Annotated in this window: 11 protein-coding genes; 2 read left to right on the top strand and 9 right to left on the bottom strand. The window is 63.1% G+C overall.

Annotated features, from left to right (window positions below; translation table 11 throughout):
• Positions 1-13 precede the first annotated feature (13 nt).
• The 5 genes from ACR9ZH_RS00515 to sucC form a co-directional block, all read right to left on the bottom strand.
• Positions 14-1,417: an aspartate aminotransferase family protein gene (locus ACR9ZH_RS00515; protein ID WP_481288797.1), complete on the bottom strand. Its 1,404-nt coding sequence runs from the start codon at positions 1,415-1,417 to the stop codon at positions 14-16.
• A gap of 16 nt (positions 1,418-1,433) precedes the next feature.
• Positions 1,434-2,141, bottom strand: a complete 708-nt coding sequence (locus ACR9ZH_RS00510) for an MtnX-like HAD-IB family phosphatase (RefSeq protein WP_481288796.1) — start codon at positions 2,139-2,141, stop codon at positions 1,434-1,436.
• Positions 2,142-2,333: 192 nt separating this feature from the next.
• Entirely contained in the window at positions 2,334-5,342 is a 3,009-nt protein-coding gene (locus tag ACR9ZH_RS00505; RefSeq protein WP_481288795.1) for a TonB-dependent receptor, read from the bottom strand.
• A gap of 593 nt (positions 5,343-5,935) precedes the next feature.
• The gene (gene sucD, locus ACR9ZH_RS00500) at positions 5,936-6,808 is read right to left on the bottom strand and encodes a succinate--CoA ligase subunit alpha (RefSeq protein ID WP_166700972.1); all 873 of its coding nucleotides are present in this window, start codon (positions 6,806-6,808) and stop codon (positions 5,936-5,938) included.
• Positions 6,809-6,822: 14 nt separating this feature from the next.
• Positions 6,823-7,983, bottom strand: coding sequence for an ADP-forming succinate--CoA ligase subunit beta (gene sucC, locus ACR9ZH_RS00495; protein ID WP_481288794.1), 1,161 nt, complete (start codon positions 7,981-7,983; stop codon positions 6,823-6,825).
• Between the two features lie 255 nt (positions 7,984-8,238).
• On the opposite strand from sucC, the gene ACR9ZH_RS00490 reads away from it, so the two are divergent.
• Together ACR9ZH_RS00490 and ACR9ZH_RS00485 are read left to right on the top strand one after the other, a co-directional pair.
• On the top strand, positions 8,239-9,882 hold the full coding sequence (locus tag ACR9ZH_RS00490) for a sensor histidine kinase (protein ID WP_481288793.1): 1,644 nt from the start codon (positions 8,239-8,241) through the stop codon (positions 9,880-9,882).
• Positions 9,883-9,949: 67 nt separating this feature from the next.
• Positions 9,950-11,350 carry a sigma-54-dependent transcriptional regulator gene (locus ACR9ZH_RS00485; RefSeq protein WP_481288792.1) on the top strand — a complete coding sequence of 467 codons (1,401 nt, stop codon included), beginning with the start codon at positions 9,950-9,952 and terminating at the stop codon, positions 11,348-11,350.
• Positions 11,351-11,371: 21 nt separating this feature from the next.
• Here the strand turns inward: ACR9ZH_RS00485 and ACR9ZH_RS00480 are convergent, their stop codons facing one another.
• The 4 genes from ACR9ZH_RS00480 to ACR9ZH_RS00465 form a co-directional block, all read right to left on the bottom strand.
• Positions 11,372-11,695, bottom strand: coding sequence for a DUF6984 family protein (locus tag ACR9ZH_RS00480; RefSeq protein ID WP_481288791.1), 324 nt, complete (start codon positions 11,693-11,695; stop codon positions 11,372-11,374).
• Positions 11,696-12,514: 819 nt separating this feature from the next.
• A complete protein-coding gene (locus ACR9ZH_RS00475; protein ID WP_481288790.1) occupies positions 12,515-13,189 on the bottom strand; it encodes an ankyrin repeat domain-containing protein in 675 nt (224 codons plus the stop codon).
• A complete protein-coding gene (locus ACR9ZH_RS00470) occupies positions 13,186-14,139 on the bottom strand; it encodes an RHS repeat domain-containing protein (RefSeq protein ID WP_481288789.1) in 954 nt (317 codons plus the stop codon). Before ACR9ZH_RS00470 ends, ACR9ZH_RS00475 begins: the two co-directional genes overlap by 4 nt.
• 16 nt (positions 14,140-14,155) lie before the next feature.
• Positions 14,156-20,047 carry a hypothetical protein gene (locus ACR9ZH_RS00465; protein WP_481288788.1) on the bottom strand — a complete coding sequence of 1,964 codons (5,892 nt, stop codon included), beginning with the start codon at positions 20,045-20,047 and terminating at the stop codon, positions 14,156-14,158.
• Positions 20,048-20,103: the final 56 nt, after the last annotated feature.

Here is a 20,103-nt window from a genome sequence, read left to right as displayed (position 1 = left end):
CCGCCCGGTACGCTCAGCCGCGCTTCGCCCGGGTCAGCAACTGGTCCAGCAGCGAGATCGCGAGGTCGATTTCCTCGTGGGTGATGTCCAGCGACGGCGCCAGCGTGATGACGTTCTTGTACCAGCCACCCACATCGAGCACGAGGCCGATCTTCTTTCCGTTGTGCTCGAGGTCGCCGGCCAGACCGATGTCCACCATCCGGTCCAGCAGTTCCTTGTTGGGCGTGAAGCCGTCTTCCGTGCAGATCTCCGCGCGCAGCGCCAGGCCGAGGCCGTCGACATCGCCGATTTCCTTATGGCGCTTCTGCAGGTCGCGCAGGCCGTCGAGGAAGTGCGCCCCCTTGGCGGGCACACTGGTGGCGTAGTCCAGTTCGTAACCCATCCGGATGACTTCGAGGCCAAGCGCGGTGCCGAGCGGGTTCGAGTTGAACGTGGAATGCGTCGAGCCCGGCGGGAATACCGTCGGATTGATCAGCTCCTCGCGTGCCCACAGGCCCGACAGCGGATTGAGACCGTTGGTCAGCGCCTTGCCGAACACCAGCACGTCCGGCGTCAGGCCGAAGTGCTCGATGGACCACAGCTTTCCGGTGCGCCAGAAACCCATCTGGATCTCGTCCACCACCATCAGGATGCCGTAACGGTCCAGCACCTTCTTCAGGTCGCGGAAGAAATTCGGCGGCGGGATCACGTAACCGCCAGTGCCCTGGATCGGCTCCACGTAGAAGGCGGCGTATTCGGCCTGGTTCACCTTCGGGTCCCATACGCCGTTGTATTCCGTCTCGAAGAGGCGCTCGAACTGGCGCACGCAGGCATCGGAATATTCCTCCGGCGTCATGCCCTTGGGACGGCGGAACGGATACGGGAACGGAATGAACATGGCGCGCTCGCCGAAGTGCCCGAAGCGCCGGCGGTAGCGGTAGCTGGAGGTGATGGACGAGGCGCCCAGGGTACGGCCATGGTATCCGCCCTCGAAGGCGAACATCAGGCTCTTCCCCTGGCTGGCGTTGCGCACGATCTTCAGCGAATCCTCGATCGCCTGCGCACCGCCGACGTTGAAGTGCACGCGTCCCTTGCGACCGAACTTGCCTTCCACGTCGAGCGCGATCGTCTTGGCCAGCTCGATGCGGCTCTGGTGCAGGTACTGGCTGGCCACCTGCGGCAGGATGTCGATCTGGCGCTTGAGCGCGTCGTTGAGGCGGGGATTCCCGTAACCGAAATTGACCGCGGAATACCACATCTGCAGGTCGAGGAAGGGCACCTCCGCGCTGTCGTACATCCAGCTGCCTTCGCAGCGGCGGAAGATCTTCGGCGGGTCGACGTAATGCACCGTGTCGCCGAAAGAGCTGTACAGCGCCTCGTCGGCGAGCAGTTGCGCGTCGTCGACCACTATCGACGTGGTTTTTTCGAACAGGTTCATCGTGGCTCTTCCGGGATCAGGCGGGAATGTCTTGGGGAACGGGCAGCGCCGGCTCGCCGGTGAGGCTGCCGTCGAGCAACAGGGGCAACAAAGCGAGCACGTCCTCGAACCCGGTGATGGGTATGTAGGGAATGCCTGCCGCACGGCAGTGCTCGATCAGGCGGTGCTTCGCAAAGACGAAGTCGACATGGTCGGCCACACAGAAGTCCGAGGCGCCGTCGCCGATCAATAGCGTCTTGCGCACGCCGTCGGCGTGGCTCCGCATCAGGCAGGCGCACTTGCAGGTGCCGCTGGCGCAACCCTTCGCCTCGAAGGGCGAGGTCAATCGCCAGGACGTGCGCGACGGGCCGGGCGCGAGATGGTTCGCCGATACCGGCAGGTCGTACATGCCGTGACCGCCGAGGATGCTGCGAATGGCATAGTCCAGGCCGTCGCTCACCACGTGGATGGGAACGTCGAGTTCGCTTGCCATCGCCACGAAGGCGGGGAAAGCGTGGTCTATGCGTACTTCGGCGAGGTGCGCGTCGAGTTCGTCCGCGCTCAGGTCGAGCAGGGCCACCTGCCCGCTCATGCAGGTCCGCGACCCGATCTTCCCCTCCCGCCATTCTTTCTCGAGGCTTTCCCAGCCGGGCCGGCCGTAGCGGTCAAGCAGCGAATCGATCACGTCTTCCACGGAGATCGTGCCGTCGAAGTCGCAAAGCACGGTCCATTGATGCAGGGTCATCGGAGGGCCACGTCAGAAGGTTCGACGTGCACCCTAATCCGGGGTTCTTTCCGGCCCCTTTCCGCATCCATACCGCAAGCTTAGCTCCGGCCCCGGGGCTATTCCCGGCCTGCGCCGGCTACTGGCCGCCGCCGGAAGCGTAGCGCGGGAGTCGCCCGAGCGACTCCCGCGCTACGTATTGCTCACGTCACATCAGAAGTCGTAAGACACGCTCAGGCGTCCGTAACGCGGTTCCTGCCGCGCGGTGATCACCCCATAGGCGGGCTCAGGCAAGCCGGGACCGGCTTCCGAATACGGATACTTCTGCAGCGCGCGACGCTCGTTGAGCAGGTTGAACACGTTCGCGTTGAAGGCGAGTTTCCCGTCGCCGAACGATGGCCTCCAGGTCACGCCAAGATCGATCTGGCGGATCCACGGCAGCCGCCCCTGTGCGCCCGGCGGCGATGGCACGCCGTCGCAATAGTGGTAATTGCCCGAGTATCCCGCGGGGTCGCTGCGATCCGGTCCGTAATAGCCGAGGCAATGGCGCGGCGTACCCGACACCAGGCTGACGTTCGCGGACGCCAGCCACTCCGGGGCGATCTGCCAATAGCCGAACACCTTGAGCTGGTGCGTGTGATCGTTGCTCTGCGGCCCATTGGTATGTTCCATGATCTCCGCGTTGTCCCAGTCCTCGCTGGTGGATGCGGCCGTCTGGTTGAGGTCGGAGCGCAGCTGCCCTTCCGTATTGCCGTAGCTGCGTGAGAAGACGTAAGTGGCGCGTGCGTACCAGCTGCCGTCGAACGGATGTTCCAGCAGCAGCTCCAGGCTGTAGTACTTGCGCTTCAGGCCCTGGAAACCGAGTTCCTTGTTGCTCACCGGCACCTCGACGTGGTTGCCGGCCGTGTCCAGCAGCGTGAAGGTGTTTGCCTGGCCGGGATTGAACAGGTAGCAGCTGTTCACCTGGTTGGTGTCGATGTCCAGGCCCAGCGACTGCCCCCTCGCGACGATGCGATCGATGTCGCAGTAGTCGTCGATGGCATTGCGCAGCTTGCGATAGGTGAGCTTGGCACCGTAGACCCAGTCGCTGCCGAAGGTTTTCGTGAACCCGAGGATGTATTCGTCCTGGTTCTCCGCCTTCATGCCTTTCGCGGCAACCGTCTTCGGATCGGGCAGCTGGCCGAAGTAATTGTTGGAGGACACCGGCACGCCCGGTGCGATTGCCGTCAAGCCGGTCGGCTGGCCATCGGCGGCAATGCCGGTATACGTGAAGTACTGCGAGGTGGATAGCGCGCCGCCCGCCGCGTTGAGCGCGGGGTTCAGCGGCAGGCCCAGGTAATAGCGCCCCGCGTTGCCGTACACCTTGAACGTCGAGTCACCGTTCACGTCCCAGCTGAAGCCGAGGCGCGGCGCCCACTGCGGCGAGGTCTGCTTGATATAGACCTCGCTGTCCGCGTTGTAGTTGGTGAACTGGTCGTTGCGCAGACCGAGCGTGAGCAGCCAGCGATCGGAGACCTGCCACGCGTCTTCGATGTACTGCGCCCTCTGGCTGGAACGCACGGTGGCGAGGCTGGAGGACACGCCGCGCACCACGTAATAGCCTTCCTCGCCGCCGGGATAGTTTCCCGGCGCGTCGACGCCGAGGCCCGTGGAAATGGGAAGATCCGGCGAGCCCTGTCCATAGGTCCAGATATAGCCAGGACCGGAACTCGACGTGCCCTGGTCGCGCGCACGAGCCTGCTGGTTGTCGATGCCCGCGGTGATGGTGTGGTCGCCCAGTGTGTAATGGATATCGAAGCGCGTGTTCGTCGTTTCGTTGCCGCGGTTCGGGTTCGCCAGCGACGACACGGTTTGCCCGTTCTCCCGCGCCACGCCGCCGGTGTATGCGGGATTCTGGAAATCCTGGCCCGCGATGTACACCGCATCCGGCCTGTATCCCGATGGCACCACGTAGTTCACCGTACGCATCTTGCCGTACTGCGCGCTGATAGTGAGGTTGTCGGTGATGTAACCGGTATATTTGGCCGTGTACACGTCGCCGCCGAACTTCTCGTTGTTGGCACCGGAGAGCCGCTCGCCGCGCTGGCGGTCCGCATAGTCATAGTCGTAGACCGTGCCCGAGCGCTCGGTCTTGTCTGAGGCGCCGGTCACTTCGAGGATGTTCGCATCGGTGATGTTCCAGTCCAGCTTGGCGTACCAGCGTGGCAGTTGGTAGCGGTAATCGCGGTCGGGCGACTGCGGCTGCGTCACGTTGCTCACGGTATTGCCGGTCTGCCGCTCCACCTCCGCGGCGGCGAAGAGGAACAGCTTATCCTTGATGAGCGGTCCGCCCGCGTAAAGGCTGGCCGTGGTCGAGGTCACGCTGTTGGCGCTGTTCGGCGCGTAGAGCTTGCCCGCCTTCGGCTGTGGCGGCAGGCCGTTCGTGTAGTAGCTGTCCTTTTCCTTCGCGCGGAGACCGTTCGGCTCCCAGATCAGCTGTGCGCCGGCATGCCATTCATTCGTGCCGCGCTTGCCGACCACGTTGATCACGCCGCCGTCGGAACGGCCGTACTGCGCACTGTAGCCGCCGGTATACACCTCCTCCTGCTCGATCGCGCCGTAGGGCAGCGAGATGCCGCCGAAGCCGCGCAAGGGGTCGGTGGTGTTGAAGCCGTTGACGTAGTAAGCGTTCTCGCTCGCCGCCGACCCGCCGAAGGAGACCAGCGAATTGCCGGTGGCGCTGGTGTAGCTGCCACTGTTGTTCACCGCGCCCGGCGCCAGCAGGGCGATGGCCTCCGAATTCCGTCCCAACGGAAGCCTCGCCAGCTGCTGCGAGGTGACCACCGTGCGCGAGTCGACGGTCGTGACGTCGATCGCCGGCAGCGCGTTCGCCGAGACGTTCACGCCACCCAGGTCTTGCACGTCCTGCTGTACGAAGGACACTTCGACGCCCGAGCCGACGCGAAGCGTCACGTTCTCCCGGCTCTGCACCGTCGCGCCCGCGTGGATCACCGACACCGTATACGTACCCAGCGGAAGTTGCGCCGCCGAGTAACGGCCTCGCGCATCGATCGGTACGTCGCGGCTGAGGCCCGTGTCGTTCACGACGCGGACGACGTCGCCTTCGCTCGCCTGCACCTGCCCATAGATGGACCCCGTGGTGGACTGCGCCAGCACGGCCCCTGAAAACGCGGAAAACACCGCGACGGCCAGCAACGACCGTTGCAACGACAACATGTTCATGAAAACCCTTGATCGTGGAAGAAGGGCAAGCCCCGTCCGCATCGCCTTCCCCTTGCGAGGGCGATGGGTCGATCGCAGCGGCTTGCCGGTGTACGGGCGCGAACGCCCGTTACGCCTGCGAGGCGTTGATGGAAAGGAACGGAATCAGAGAGGCGCGCCGAGCCCGGCGCGGCCGCGAAGCGTTAGGGCCGCTGGATCAGCGGCAACAACAACATCGCACGACGGCGAAGCGCACGCGCGTGGCTTGGGAATTAACGAGTTCAGGGTGACGCATGACGACCCCTCGTTTTTTGCTGCGGTGCGACACCGTAACACGGTTGGATATGGCCGTGTCAAGCGTTTGGACGTCTAGATGGCTCGATAGTGGCGGAGGCATTGTGTGTGAGCCGCTTCAGCGGCGATGGGTGCTCGCGGCGAGCTTGCCCGCTGCCGCGGGATCGCCGGCATAGCCGGCTCCCACAGGTGTCGGCCATTCCCACATCTATCGGCCATCTCACATGTCTCGGCCACTCCACATGTGTCGGCCAAGTGCATGCAACAAAAAAGCCGCGGCCCGAAGGCCGCGGCTCTTCATGCACCGAAGTGCGCGAGGCTTACTTCATCAGGCCCGCGAGGGTCTTGCCGAGGTCGGCCGGGGACTTGACCGTGGTCACGCCCGCCTTCTCGAGCGCGGCGAACTTCGCCGCCGCCGTGCCCTTGCCGCCGGAGATGATCGCGCCGGCGTGGCCCATGCGCTTGCCCGGAGGGGCCGACGCACCGGCGATGAACGACACCACCGGCTTCTTCACGTACTGGCCGATGAACTCCGCCGCGTCTTCCTCGGCGCTGCCGCCGATCTCGCCGACCATGATGATGCCTTCGGTCTGCGGATCGTCCTGGAACAGCTTCAGGCAGTCGATGAAGTTCAGGCCGTTGATCGGGTCGCCGCCGATGCCGATGCAGGTGGACTGGCCCAGGCCCTCGTTCGTGGTCTGGAACACCGCTTCATACGTGAGCGTGCCCGAGCGCGAGACGATGCCGACCTTGCCCGGCTTGTGGATGTGGCCCGGCATGATGCCGATCTTGCACTCGCCCGGGGTGATGACGCCCGGGCAGTTCGGACCGACGAGCACGACGTCCGGGTGCGACTTCAGCACGTTCTTCACGCGCATCATGTCCAGCACGGGGATGCCCTCGGTGATCGCCACGATGACCTTGATGCCGCCGTCGATGGCTTCGAGGATCGAATCGGCCGCGAACGGAGGCGGCACGAAGATCACCGACGCGTCGGCGCCGGTCTGGTCCACGGCGTCGCGCACGGTGTTGAAGACCGGCAGGCCGATGTGCTCGGAACCGCCCTTGCCCGGGGTGACGCCACCGACGATCTTGGTGCCGTAGTCGATCGCCTGTTCGGCGTGGAAGGTGCCCTGCTGTCCGGTGAAGCCCTGGACGAGGACCTTGGTGTTCTTGTTGATCAGGACGCTCATGTTGCTTTCGCTCCTCAGGCCGCTGCGGCCACGGCCTTCTGGGCCGCATCGTTGAGATCGTCGGCCGGCGTGATCGCCAGGCCCGAGTTGGCCAGCAGTTCGCGGCCCTTCTCGACATTGGTGCCCTGCAGGCGCACGACCACCGGAATCTTCAGGCCCACTTCCTTCACGGCCGCGATGATGCCTTCGGCGATCAGGTCGCAGCGCACGATGCCGCCGAAGATATTGACCAGGATGGCCTTGACCTTGTCGGACGACAGGATGAGCTTGAACGCCTCGGTGACGCGCTCCTTGGTGGCGCCGCCGCCGACGTCGAGGAAGTTGGCCGGCTCGCCGCCCGCCAGCTTGATCACGTCCATCGTGGCCATCGCGAGGCCGGCGCCGTTGACCATGCAGCCGATCGAGCCGTCCATCGTGACGTAATTGAGGTTGTGCTGGACGGCGGCCGCCTCGGCGGCGTCTTCCTGCGTGAGGTCGCGCATAGCGGCGAGGTCGGCGTGGCGGAACTCGGCGTTGTCGTCCGAGTTCACCTTGCCGTCGAGGGCGGCGAGGTTGCCGTCGGCGAGGATCGCCAGCGGGTTCAGCTCGACCAGGGCGAGGTCTTTCTCGTTGAACAGCTTGTACAGGCCCATCATGATCTTGACGAGCTGGTTCACCTGCTTCGGATTCAGGTCCATCTTGAACCCGAGGTCGCGGCACTGGTACGGCTGCAGGCCTTCGACGTAATCCACCACGATGGTGTGGATGTCTTCCGGCGTGTCGTGGGCCACCTGCTCGATGTCGACGCCGCCGTGCTTGGAGGCGATGAACGAGATCGACTTGGTGTCGCGATCGGTGAGGATCGAGAGGTACAGTTCCTTCGCGATGTCGGTCGCGTCGGTGACCAGCACCAGGTTCACCGGCAGCGCGCGGCCGGCCGACTGGTAGGTTTCCATGTTCGTGCCGAGCATGCCCTTGGCAGCGGCGCGGACATCGTCCAGGCTACGGCAGAACTTGACGCCGCCGGCCTTGCCGCGGCCGCCTGCGTGGATCTGGGCCTTCACCATCCACTGCGTGCCGCCAAGGTGCTTGGCGGCATCGACGGCGGCGTCGGGAGAGTTGGCAATCTTGCCCGGCGGCACGGCGATGCCGTACTTGGCGAACAGTTCTTTAGCCTGGTACTCGTGGAAATTCATTCGATACCTCGAGCGAACGGGAGAAAACGTGTGAAAGCGCGCCGGCCGTGAGGCCTGCACGGGGAGGGGGGATCGATCGCGTCGCAAAAGACGCAATACGGCCGCGTATTTTCCCGGAAGGCGCCCCGGATGGAAAGGGGCGGTGCTCCATCCGCCCGCGGATGGCGGCTCCGGAGCGGCTTGCCGCCGGTGCCGGGGCCCCTATACTGGACCCTCATATCGGGCCCGGGGGGCCCACCGCGGAGAAGCATCCAGGTGTCCACGCCCGCGTCGACCATCGCCGCCCGAGTCAGCGCGAACCAGGCGACCTCGCGCCACGAACTGTTCTTTTTCAACTACTTCCGGCTGGGCCAGGCCGCGGTCTACACCGCGCTCGCGTTCCGCCCGGAGCACATGAACTGGCCGGCGCTGCCGGAACCCGTCATCGCCCGGGTCTTCGCCCTCGCCTACCTGCTGGCGGCCCTGGTGATCGTGGCGCGTACCCGGCATGCCCTGCACCGGCCGGTGCTGATGGTGTCGATCGGCCTGACGCTGGACGTGGCCGCGGCGCTGCTGGCCCTCGTGCTCATGCACGACGTGCGCATGGGCGTGGCGATGATGCTGGCCGTGAACATCGCCACCGGCGCGCTCCTGCTGCCTTTCCGGCTGTCGATGTTCTTCGCGGCGCTGGCCACGCTGGGCATGCTGGGACATTCGGTGTTCGATCTGGCCACCCCCGATCCATCGGACCGCGAACTGGCCGAATACGGCCTGTTCGGCGCGGCCTACTTCGCCTGCGCCTCGCTCTGCTACGTGCTGGGCCGCAATATCCGGGCGTCCGAGGCCCTGGCCGAGCAGCGCGGCATCGACCTGGCCAACCTTTCCCAGGTGAACGAACTCATCATCCGGCGCATGAAGACCGGCGTGCTGCTGGTCGACGAGGGCAACCGCATCCACCAGCTCAACGAGTCCGCATGGATGCTGATGGGCAACCCGTCGGCGGACCAGCGCGACCTGGGCAGCCTCGCCCCCGAACTCTCGCGCCGCCTCTACCACTGGCGCACGTCGGGCAAGCTGGACGAGAGCGCGACGATGCTGGCCGATGGCACCCCCGAAGTGGTGCCACGCTTCACCCGCCTCGCGCCGAACGACGATTCCCACGTATTGATCTTCCTCGACGACACCTCGCTGGTGTCGCGCCGGGCGGAGGAGCTGACGCTGAGCTCGCTGGGCCGGCTGTCCGCCTCCATCGCCCACGAGATCCGCAATCCCCTCGCCGCCATCCACTATTCCGCCCAGCTGCTGGCGGAATCCACAGACATGAACGACACCGACCTGCGCATGGTCGAGATCATCAACAACCATTGCTCGCGGCTCAACGAGATCATCGAGAACATCCTGCAGCTCTCGCGGCGCGAGCGCTCGCGCCCCGAAACGCTCGACCTGGGCCAGTGGGTACACCACTTCGTCACCGAGTACCGCCAGGGCAACGACCTGGGCTCGGACATCCTGCGCGCCGTGTCCGGCAGCGAGCCCGTGACCGCCGTGGCCGACCCCCAGCACCTGCAGCAGGTGGCCTGGAACCTCGTGCAGAACGCCCTGCGCTACGGCCGCCTGCCCGGGGAACCCGCCCGGGTCATGCTGGTGGCGAGGCATTCCGAGGCCGGCATTCCGACGCTCGAGGTGATCGACAGGGGCCCCGGCATCCCGCCGAAGGTGGCCGCGCAGATCTTCGAGCCGTTCTTCACCACGCACGAGTACGGCACGGGACTCGGCCTTTACCTCGCCCGGCAGATGGCCGAGGCGAACCAGGCGGCCCTCGAGTACGTGCGCGTGGCCGGCGGCGGCAGCTGCTTCCGTATCAGCCTCACACCGCCCGCGCGCACGGCCGCAGCGGCTCCCGTGGCGGTACGCGCGTGAAGCGCGCCCTTTGCGTATCGCGCCCGGCCGGTTACATTTGGACCATTAACCGAACCTTTCGGACCCAATGAGCAAACAGACCGTACTGGTCATCGACGACGAGCGGGACATCCGCGAGTTGCTGACCATCACCCTCGGTCGAATGGAACTCGACGTCGACGCCGTGGGGAGCGTCGGCGAAGCACGGAGCGCACTGGCCTCGCGGCGCTACGACCTGTGCTTCACCGACATGCGGCTTCCCGACGGCAGTGGCCAGGAGATCATCGAACTGATCGCCGCCAGCTTCCCGGACATGCCGGTGGCGATGATCACCGCATACGGCAACGTGGACGCCGCCGTGAACGCCCTCAAGGCGGGCGCGTTCGACTTCGTCTCGAAGCCGGTGGACATCCAGCTCCTCCGCCGCCTCGTCCGCACGGCGCTGCGCCTGTCCGAAGAACGCAAGGCCGAGACCGGAAACAAGACCTCGCCCGGCGCCGAGCGCCTGATCGGCGATTCCCCGGCCATGACCGAGGTGCGCAGCAAGATCGCCAAGCTCGCCCGCAACCAGGCGCCGGTGTATATCGCCGGGGAATCCGGCGTGGGCAAGGAACTGGTCGCGCGCCTCATCCACGAAATGGGCCCGCGATCGGCCGGTGCCTTCGTGCCGGTGAACTGCGGCGCGATCCCGTCCGAGCTGATGGAGAGCGAGTTCTTCGGCCACCGCAAGGGAAGCTTCACCGGCGCCCATGCCGACAAGGAAGGCCTGTTCCAGGCCGCCCAGGGCGGCACGCTCTTCCTCGACGAAGTGGCCGAACTGCCCCTGCACATGCAGGTGAAGCTGCTGCGCGCCATCCAGGAAAAAGCGGTACGCCCGATCGGCGGCCGCGACGAGATCCCGGTGGACGTGCGCATCCTTTCCGCCACGCACAAGAACCTTGCCGCGCTGGTCGAACAAGGCCTGTTCCGCCAGGACCTGTTCTATCGCATCAACGTGATCGAGCTGCGCGTGCCGCCGCTGCGCGAACGCCGCGGCGACGTTCCGCGCCTCGCCGACTTCATCCTGCGCCAGCTCGCCGCGGAATCGGGCGGCGCGCCCGGCAAGCTCAAGCCCGAGGCGCTGGCCGCGCTGGAGGCTTACCACTTCCCCGGCAACGTGCGCGAACTGGAGAACATCCTCGAACGCGCGATGGCCATGTGCGAAGGCGACACGATCGAGGCGGACGACCTCATGCTGCCGCAACGCAACGTCGTACCGTCCGCCGTCGCCGCAACGGAAGCCGTGCTCGCCGCGGCCGCCGCGCAACCGGCGCCGCGCAGCGTCGCTGCCGCGGACGGCTCGCTCGAGGATTACATCTCGAACATCGAGCGCGACACGATCATCAAGGCGCTGGAAGAGTCGCGTTATAACAAGACGGCGACGGCGAAGAAGCTGGGGATTACGTTCCGGGCGTTGCGGTACAAGCTGAAGAAGCTGGGCATCGACTGATGCCCATGTGGCGTCCCGCGATCAGGGATTTGGAAACATTGGCAACGTAAGTAGCGGCGTGTCGTCGACCTTCCAGATTTCCACTTCGTAGGGGACGCTTTCTCTATCCACGTACAGTGAAGCGAGCACGTGGACGCCATCCGAGTCCGTGAAGTCGACGTCGGAGATCAGTCGATCATAGTCGCGATCCGCCTTCCGGATGAGAACAAACCCCGATCTACTCCCGCTACTGTCCAGGTTTTCGACGCGCAGGTTGTCGAGCCACGAATCGAGCGGAGGCTTCAGTCCACCTTTCCGCATCAGATGCAACAACAGCGAACGCTCCTCTGCCGTAAGAATTCTCATCGCGCCTCTCCTGAATTCGTCATGCGGTATCAACCAGGCGGCAGGACTCGATCCTTGGGCTTGCAGTGTAGCGATCCCGAGCCAACGCATCTTACTTTAAGACATCCGGAGAATGACGGCCTCATTCTGCGAAGCCGCTTCTTTACAAAAAATCGCGGAGTCGTTGAAGGTGACAGGCAATGCAGTCCCGCCTGGCGCGCTCGTCGTTCGACCAGGAACCAGGAATACATGTCCTCATCATCCAGGGGGCTACCTAAGCGATTTTCATCGCCTATAGCGATTAGAAAGAAAAGTTGAACCATTTGCCATGGCTATAACAACACCGGCCTGAGCTTTCAATGTGACGCTAGCCCTAGCTGCCAGGCGGCATTCTGTCATCACGGAATGCGAAGATATCCACTCTCATAATGGGAACCGGAGCACTCAATAAGTGCTCTCGCTGCCGTCTTCAATCCGCCACCCTCGCGAGCGAGAAAAATCGGCTCGGAGTCGACATCAGCAGGATATCTTGCGTAGATGGCTCTCAACGAGGTGAGCTCATCCTCGCAAAGACGTCCTGACTGGAGCCCACGAGTGATCTCGGGAGGAAACAGTATCGGCATAAAGCGGAGGACCTGTTCCCCTGTCGCCGCTTCAATTAATGACACAAGTGCCCGTGTTCGTCCGGAAGCTTCACCGATTCTCATCGCTTCGTCGGCCTTTCGCCTAAATTCACTCGAAAGCGGCGCTGCATGGGCATTATCTGCTTTTGCCAAGACGTTCGATATGCTCCCGAGAAACACAGCACCCGAAGCCAGTACGATCAGCCTAAAGAACATGTTAGCGGATCCGCGTCGGTGGAGACGGCACTGCATTTATGCGCTGGCATAGTCTCGCCGCCTTCTCTTCGTCCGCGGCTATTGCCAGCAATGCATCCCAGAGCTTCCACTCCCCACGTTTTTTTCCAAGCTCCTGGAGCTTGCCGCGCTCAACTTCGCCCGGCTTATAGCCAATTAAGCCCAGAAATTGAGCAGCGTCGAGATTTCTCGATGCAAGAGCGGCCAGCATTGGTAGATGAGGCGGCTGTCCGGCAGTAAGGTCAATACCATAATCCGCGAGCAAACAAAGTGTCTCATTCTCACCCGTGACAACGGCATAAGTCAGGGCGCCTGCCCCACCACCATCAACGTCATTGGGACTGACGCCAGCGGCAAGAATGAGCCCCACGATATGCGGGTTGGGCGTCTGTATTGCGGCAAGAAGCGCCCCAGGTCCTTCAGTTCTACGCCTCGTGGGATCACCCAATAGCCTTACTACTACATCATCATATCCGGCAAGGACAGCATTGTCGGTTGCCGTACCTGGATAGGGAAACAGTTCGCGATCCCCTCTCAGCAGTATTGATCGAGTGTGTGCAGAAGGACCGTACTTTATGTTCGCGGAAAGCGATTCCGCGGACGCGCTTCCAACCACTAGCAGGACAACGATGAAAACCACGATTGCTGGCAGCTTCATGGGCGGGGTCCGTTCACGACGTTGTCGGTTGCAAAATTATAGTAAACCTGTCCAGCCGGCAGACTCATCTGAGGAGTGTCGTATGGACCCCAATCGAGCCTTCCCCAATTGATCAGCGAGCCCTGATACTGTCTTCCCGTGGGTCCAAATGTTTCACTTTGCTGTTTGAACTCGATATCTTCGATTGCCGCGCTGAAAGTGCGATCGTTAATATCCGCCGCTACGGTTCCCCACGCCTTCGCGCGCGCCGCAACGGAGAGACCACGCGATACGGCCGATACCCAGGGCCGTATCGCTGCAGGCATTGCGTTTACGATCAATTTTTTTGCGCCCATTTTTGCGAACTGGTTAGCCATCGCCGTTGCGATCAAACAACCGTCACGCTCTGCGCAACTCGGCTCTCGGCTCTGTTGCGCCCCCTCTGAGCCACCACCTCCGTCGCCTCCCGACCAGAAGGTTACGATTCCAATCGCTGTTGATTGACGACCACATCCATCCGAAGCATCTCGCATTCGCTGCACCCCCGAAGAGACTTCGCCGTTGCCGCCGCAAGCTCCGGTCGGATCGGTATAACGGAAGCCGTTGTTATTGGAATAGGTGTACCTATTCAGTGCCCAAAGTCGTCCCGGACTTGGCGCTAGCGGATCAACACTCAGGAATCTCCCTGTTGAAGGGTCGTAGTACCGCGCTTGCATGTAGATAAAGTCAGTATCTTCATCGACAAGATGGCCTGTATATCCAACCTCCTGCGAATCCATAATCGATCCGCCCCTCGCATCATAATCCCATCGAGCGGTCACGGTGCCACTAGCATCCGTAGCAGCCAGAGGCGACCCTTGTGCATCCGTGAGATAGTAGGTTACTTGTTTCGCCGCATTTGCAGGCTGGAAAATAAACATCGCGAGCAAACAAACCCCGAAGAGCCAGCGGGAATCTCGCCCGAGAAACATGTGCCTCGTCATTGGCTCAACCCCCCGAAACAAGATTGATGGCCACAGTCGGACTCCACCCCGAGCAACCCACGTCGTTGCACGCGCGGAACCTGTATTGCAGCGTCCCTGTGAAGAGCTTCAACGAACTCCAACTGGTAGCCGAGCTGTTCTGCACGGTCTGCGTGTAACCCGACGGCAGGATCTCCTGCAGTTCGTAGCGCGTGGCGTAGAGAACGCTCCCCCACTTCACGAGCACCACGGGCTTATAGGAAGGTCCGCTCTGGGAAACGGACGGCCAGCCGGGCGAAGATGGGATATGCGCTACGCTGACCACTGCCTGCGCGCTCCATGGCCCACAGCCACCCGCATTGCACGCTTGTACAGTGTAGTAGTAGGTGCCGTTTTCCTTCCCGCTGATGTTCCACGAACCTGCCAGTGTGCTACCAAGCCAGACCCAGCTCGCTCCATTGGCATTTTCATAGAAGTTGTAATACGTGGCCCCGGCAACGCCATTCCAGCTGATGACGTAGGTACCACTGTTACTGGTGCCGCCGCCATAAATGGGCGGAGCGGACGCAGGCGGCAAGGTAATCGCGACCGCGTTGCTTTGCTGGAACCCGCTGCAACCGCTGCTATTGCAGGCCTGCACCTGATACACGTACGTACCGCTCGCCGCCGGCGACAGGACCATGCTCGTGCCCGCCGCGTTGTAATACGTCGTCCAGGCCCCGCCATTGAACTGCTGATTCACCACGTAGCGGGTCGCCGTGGCGCTGGCGGCCCAGCTCACCGTGATCGGACCGGCCACCGGCGCCGACGCCGAGATCGATCCCGGGACCGGCGGCGGCAACAGGACGTTCACCGCCCAGGCCGGCCCATAGGGGGCGCAGCCGCCTGGGCCACAGGCTTGCACCTGGTACGCGTACGCACCGGTACCCCGGCCCGAGGCAGACCAGGAGGTAACGGCCGAGCTTTGTACCGTCGTCCATGCGCCGTTGTTGAGCCTCTCTTGCAGGGTGTATGACGTCGCACCGGGAATGGCCTGCCAGCTCAAGGCAAAGCTGCCGGTGATGCTGCTCGTCGCACCGCCGAGGGTGACATAGGGACCGGCGACGAGTGGCGCGAACCCGAAATCCCTGAACCAATGCAGCCCTTCCTGCACGAGCTCGAACTGCACCCGGCGCCCGCTACCAAGCAGGAGCGACGAGGGCGTGGAGATCGTGACGGCCGCATGCTGTCCCGGGGCAATCTCGGGTATCGGCGCACGCGTGATGTCGTTCTGGACCAGTGTGCCCGCAGCGTCAATCAGGTGATTGCCGAGCTGAACCGGATGCGGCGAGGCTGACGCTAGCGTGACCGTGCCGTGGTTGGCGATGTCCACAGTGGTCAGCGCGTTCTGACCGTCGGCCGACAAGGTGGGAGCGCTCGTAATCGTCAGCGTGACATTTACCTGCTGCTGCGTCAGTCCCGTGACGTTGTTGCACAGGTTGCCGGTGCCCGCCGTCGGACAGGCCGAGTACGGACCGGCATCCGCGGTTATGTTTCCGGACCAGTCCTGGAACCAGGCGACGCCCGACTGCAACAGACTGAAACGGATCTTCTTCCCCGTACCGAGCACGGCCGGCGCGGCCACGTGTATGGTGATCGAGCCATGCCCACCTACCGGGATATCCGCCGGCAGGTTCACCCCGGCTTCCGGCTGGGTCGATGCGCCGGCCGCATCGATCAGGTGGTACCCCATCTGCACCGGGTACTGGCTGTTGGACGTGAGCGGCCGGTTGCCGTTGTTGGCGATATCCAGGGTAACGTCGATCGTCGAGCCATCGGTCGACAGCCTTGGCACACCCAGGATGGAAAGCGTCGTCTTTACCTGGCTTGGATGCAGGATGTCGATATTCTCGGTCGACTTCGCGATGAGTTTCTTGCCCAGGTATACGTAGTTGCTGCCCAGCCGAGTGCTGGGATCGACCTCCCACATCAACTGGCCAGCGCTGTTGTACGCGTAGTATGTCGTGCCTGCTGGAGTGACCTTCTTCACGCGGCGCCCGGCGGCATCGTAGGTGTACTGGCCCTTGCCCGGGATCGAGGTCAACCGGTTGGCGAGGTCGAAATTGAGCACCTGCCCATCCTTGGCCACAGTATTGCCGCGGCCGTCGTACTGGAAGGAATGGATCGGTGCGGCGCCGTTGCTGATCGAGGCCAGCAGGTTGGAGCCGTCGTAGTTGTACGTATTGGTGCCGCTGCTGTTGGTCAACGTGCGAATGTTGTTGAGCGTATCGTAGGTATAGCTCTCGGTACCCCACAAATTGCTCGCCGTCCCGGACAGCAAGCGATTGAGGCCGTCATAGCTCATTGCCTTGGTGCGCTGGTTGCTCCCCGAAACGTCATCTATCCGGCTGACATTGCCATTGCCGTCATACGTGAAATCCTCGCTTACGGTCGGCACGCCGCCCTTGCCGTAAGTGAAGTTGGCGAGCAGGTTGCGCGCGTTCTTTTCGGCCGAATAGACGCCGCCGTTCCCGATGTAGTACGAAGCCACGTCGCCATCCGGGAAGTAGCTGATCCCGCTGGCGTACCCCCCGACCGTCGTCGGCCGGCCCCGGGCATCGGGGTTGTACGCGACGATCTCCTCGTCCGGATAGCGCACGGTGCTCAATGCACCGTTCCCATCGTAGCCATAGCCCAGGCCCCATATCCAGCCGTCCAACGAGAGTACTTCGGCGGTGAGTTGGCTCAGCGCATTGTGACCGAAGGTCCAGCTCACGTTACCCGAGGTCGCGGTAGCCGGATTACCCAGGGCGTCATAGGTGAAGGTGCTTGGCGCCGTGCCGACCGGGTAGAGCACCGACGTCACGCGGTTCATTCCGTCGTAAGCACGTACGGTTTTGGATTCTTCGGCGACCTGGTCCTGGCCGCAGGCGCCGGCCAGGTTGAATGACGCGCCGGACACGCTCCATGCCAGGTTGTCGGCACCGTCGTAGGCCATGATCTCGCTGCCGGATTCCGGCTCCCACGTACGGCACAGGCGGTGCCAGGCGTCGTAGGTCATGGTCTTGGTCACCGACTGTCCTGCGCCGCCCTGCGTGATCGACAGCGGGTTGCCGTAGACGTCGCGCTGGATCGTCTGTACGACGCCTTCCGGCGCCTGGACCTTCACGACGGTATCGTACGAGGGCTGGTCGAATACCTGGTACCAGCTCGTGGTGGCGTTGCCCTTCGGATCTGTAACCCTCTTCGACGCTCCGGCAAGGTACTCCGTCTTAGTCAGAAGGTCGCCCAGTTCGGAATGCTGGAAGGACTGGATCGGGCGACCTAAGGCGTCGTATCTGGTCAGCACGCCGTAGCCCATCAAAGAAATGACGTAAGCGGTATCGTAAGGGTACGACTGGAATGTCTTTCGGCCCTTCCAGTCATAGTCGGTACGCGCACTCGTATAAAGTGCACCATCGCTTCGGTAGGTATCGTTGATGATCGGTCGCAGCATGGCATCGAAGTAGGTCATCTGGACTTTGTTGCCCTGGGTGACCGATCGACGCCAGTGGTTGGCGGGTATGTCGCGCTCCGCGCTGGTGATATAGCCATAGCTGAACACCTTGGCGTTCATTCCTGCCGGATAGGTGATGCTCGCCAGGCGACCGATCGCGTCGTAGGCATACGACGTGGTCGCCTGGGCCTGGTTCGTGATCGACCTGATCTGGCCGAGGTCGTCCACCACCAGCGACTGCGAGGTACCGTCCGGATAGCTGATCGACTGGGGTATGCCCCGCTTGTAGCTGCCTAAGGTCGTCGTGTGGCTATTGCCGTCCGTGAACCCGACAAGCTGGCCTTGGGCATTGAAGGCGTAGCCCATCACCTTGCGGCCGAAACGGTAGCGCTCGGACAGGGTCAGGGTATTCGCATCGTAGACGTTCCGGCTGACTTGCTCTCCTGTCGTCACATTGGTCGTCTGCAAGGGCAAGCCAAGGACCCAATGCGCATAGTCATCCTGGAAACTGGTTCTTTCCTGGACCCCGTAGCCGGCGCTGCTGTACCGCTGCACGTCCACCGGACGTGCGAAGGCATCGAACGACACCGCATTCCAGGTGTATGAGTCGCCTGGGCTCGGGTCGTCATTGATCTGCACGACCTGCGAGGCCATCGGGAACTTTTTCTCCATCTGGTCCGAGTTCAGGCGAGCGCGAGTCGATCCCCATGGTGCTGGATAGGCTGCGGCGCGGCCATCCACGGCAGGGTTTGGATTTACATACGCGTATTGCACGAACTTCCGTCGGCGGGAGGCGTCGGCCGCACCATCGAACACTTCCTCCGACAACAACAAGCTCTCGCTATAGTCGTAGTGGTTGCTGAAGGTACTACGCTCCATATGGCCGTCCGGGTACTGCACCCGCGTCCAAACGGAGGTCACACATCCCGCCGAGCAATTGATCGACCAGCTTTCGTTCGAGGGCGAGTACGCGTACTGCCAAGTCTGCGTGCCGATGCCGGCACCAGAAAACTGCTTCTGGACGATGGCCATGCTGTACGAGGCATTCGGTATGGCAGCGTGCGTCCCGACACCATTGGGCGTAGCTGGCATGTTGGGACCGGCCTTGCACTCCTGCGGCACGTATGAGCGGCCGCGCTTGACCGGCGTGACGGTGAAGCTGGCGGACAAGCCCGATGGGTGAGTCATCGAGGACGTGTACGAGGTACCCAGGTTCGATGGCGTCCCGATCGCATTGCAATTTCCGGCTGACAAGCGCATGTCCACGAAGGCCGTATTGAAGCTCGCGAGGTCATAGGTCCAGCGCGATCCGTCGGGTTGCGTCACCGTGGTCAGTTGGTAAATCGGGCCGACCTGTGTATAGGCGTACTGCCAGGTTCGCGTGCCAGCGGCCCCACCTTGCATGGTGATGCTGGAAATGCGATTCCCGTCGGCGCCGTAGGAAATCGTGACATGCCGCTGATCATCGCCGTCGATGCTCGTGAGGTGATGGTTGCCGTCGTAGCTGTAGTTGATGCCGTTGCCGAAACGATCTTCGACACGGGTTACAAGCATCCGCCCTTCCTCACGATTGAGGATGTCATCCAGCGCCGCCATCGGCGACATCATGCCGTCCGTGCGCGCCAGCGCGAAACCCGGGCCGGAATTGGTGGGCCGGCTGACGCCTGGCATGGAACGGTACGACAGGCGGTTGAAGTAGTATTTCGTGCCGTCGGGAGCGATCGCCAGAAAACCTTCCGTCGCAGGATCGTTGACCGTCTGCGCAAGGCAGCCGATTGACCAGTCCTGCTTGGTGACGATGGGATATGCCGCGGGGTTACCGCCAGGTGCCGCGGTATTGGCGGCCGACCGGCGCAGCAGCTCCTGCGATCCCTGACCCGGAACGTGCATCTGGTACCCCTGCCACCAGCTGTCGGGCTCCCAGTCGGCCCGCGTCGTGTCGCCTCCGATACCGGCCACGCTCGGCGGCAAGGTGAAGCTGCTGCAGATCGCCTTCTTGTTCGTCGCATTTACGAGCCAACCAACTCGAATGCCGGACTTGATGGGCGTGATCGTCGTGATCAGCGGGATGTCGATGTCCCAGTCGCCGAACGCCCGGTACTGCTGTTCGCGACGCTCATCCGCGGTATGCAGGTTGAACACCCGCCCGAGCGTGATGGTCGGCCCCTGTCCGGGGAAGGAGATGTCGGTCTGCTCAAACGACAGGCTGCCGTCGTACAGGCTGATTCGCTCGCCAAAGGGCGTTTCCCCGAGTGGCTGGATATCCTCGCTCACCTTGATGAGCTTCTTGTACTCATCCTCCGGGCTGGACGCCGGCTGGGACTGCGCGTGAGCCGCCAGTACAGGAAGAAAAAACGAAGCCACCATGGTGGCAAGGCGGAGCGCCACGCGCCCACGAATACGCGCGCAGCCAGTCGCCGCGCCATGCACGTCCAGACCCATTCCCTGTTCCCCTGTGCACCGGCGCGTGCCGGCATTCGCAAAATCTAGCGAGCGCC

The sequence above is a fragment of the Luteibacter sp. SVR4-7G genome (assembly GCF_056755555.1).
Note: the sequence above shows the minus strand (reverse complement) of the source record. Positions and strands in the feature narration are given on the sequence as shown.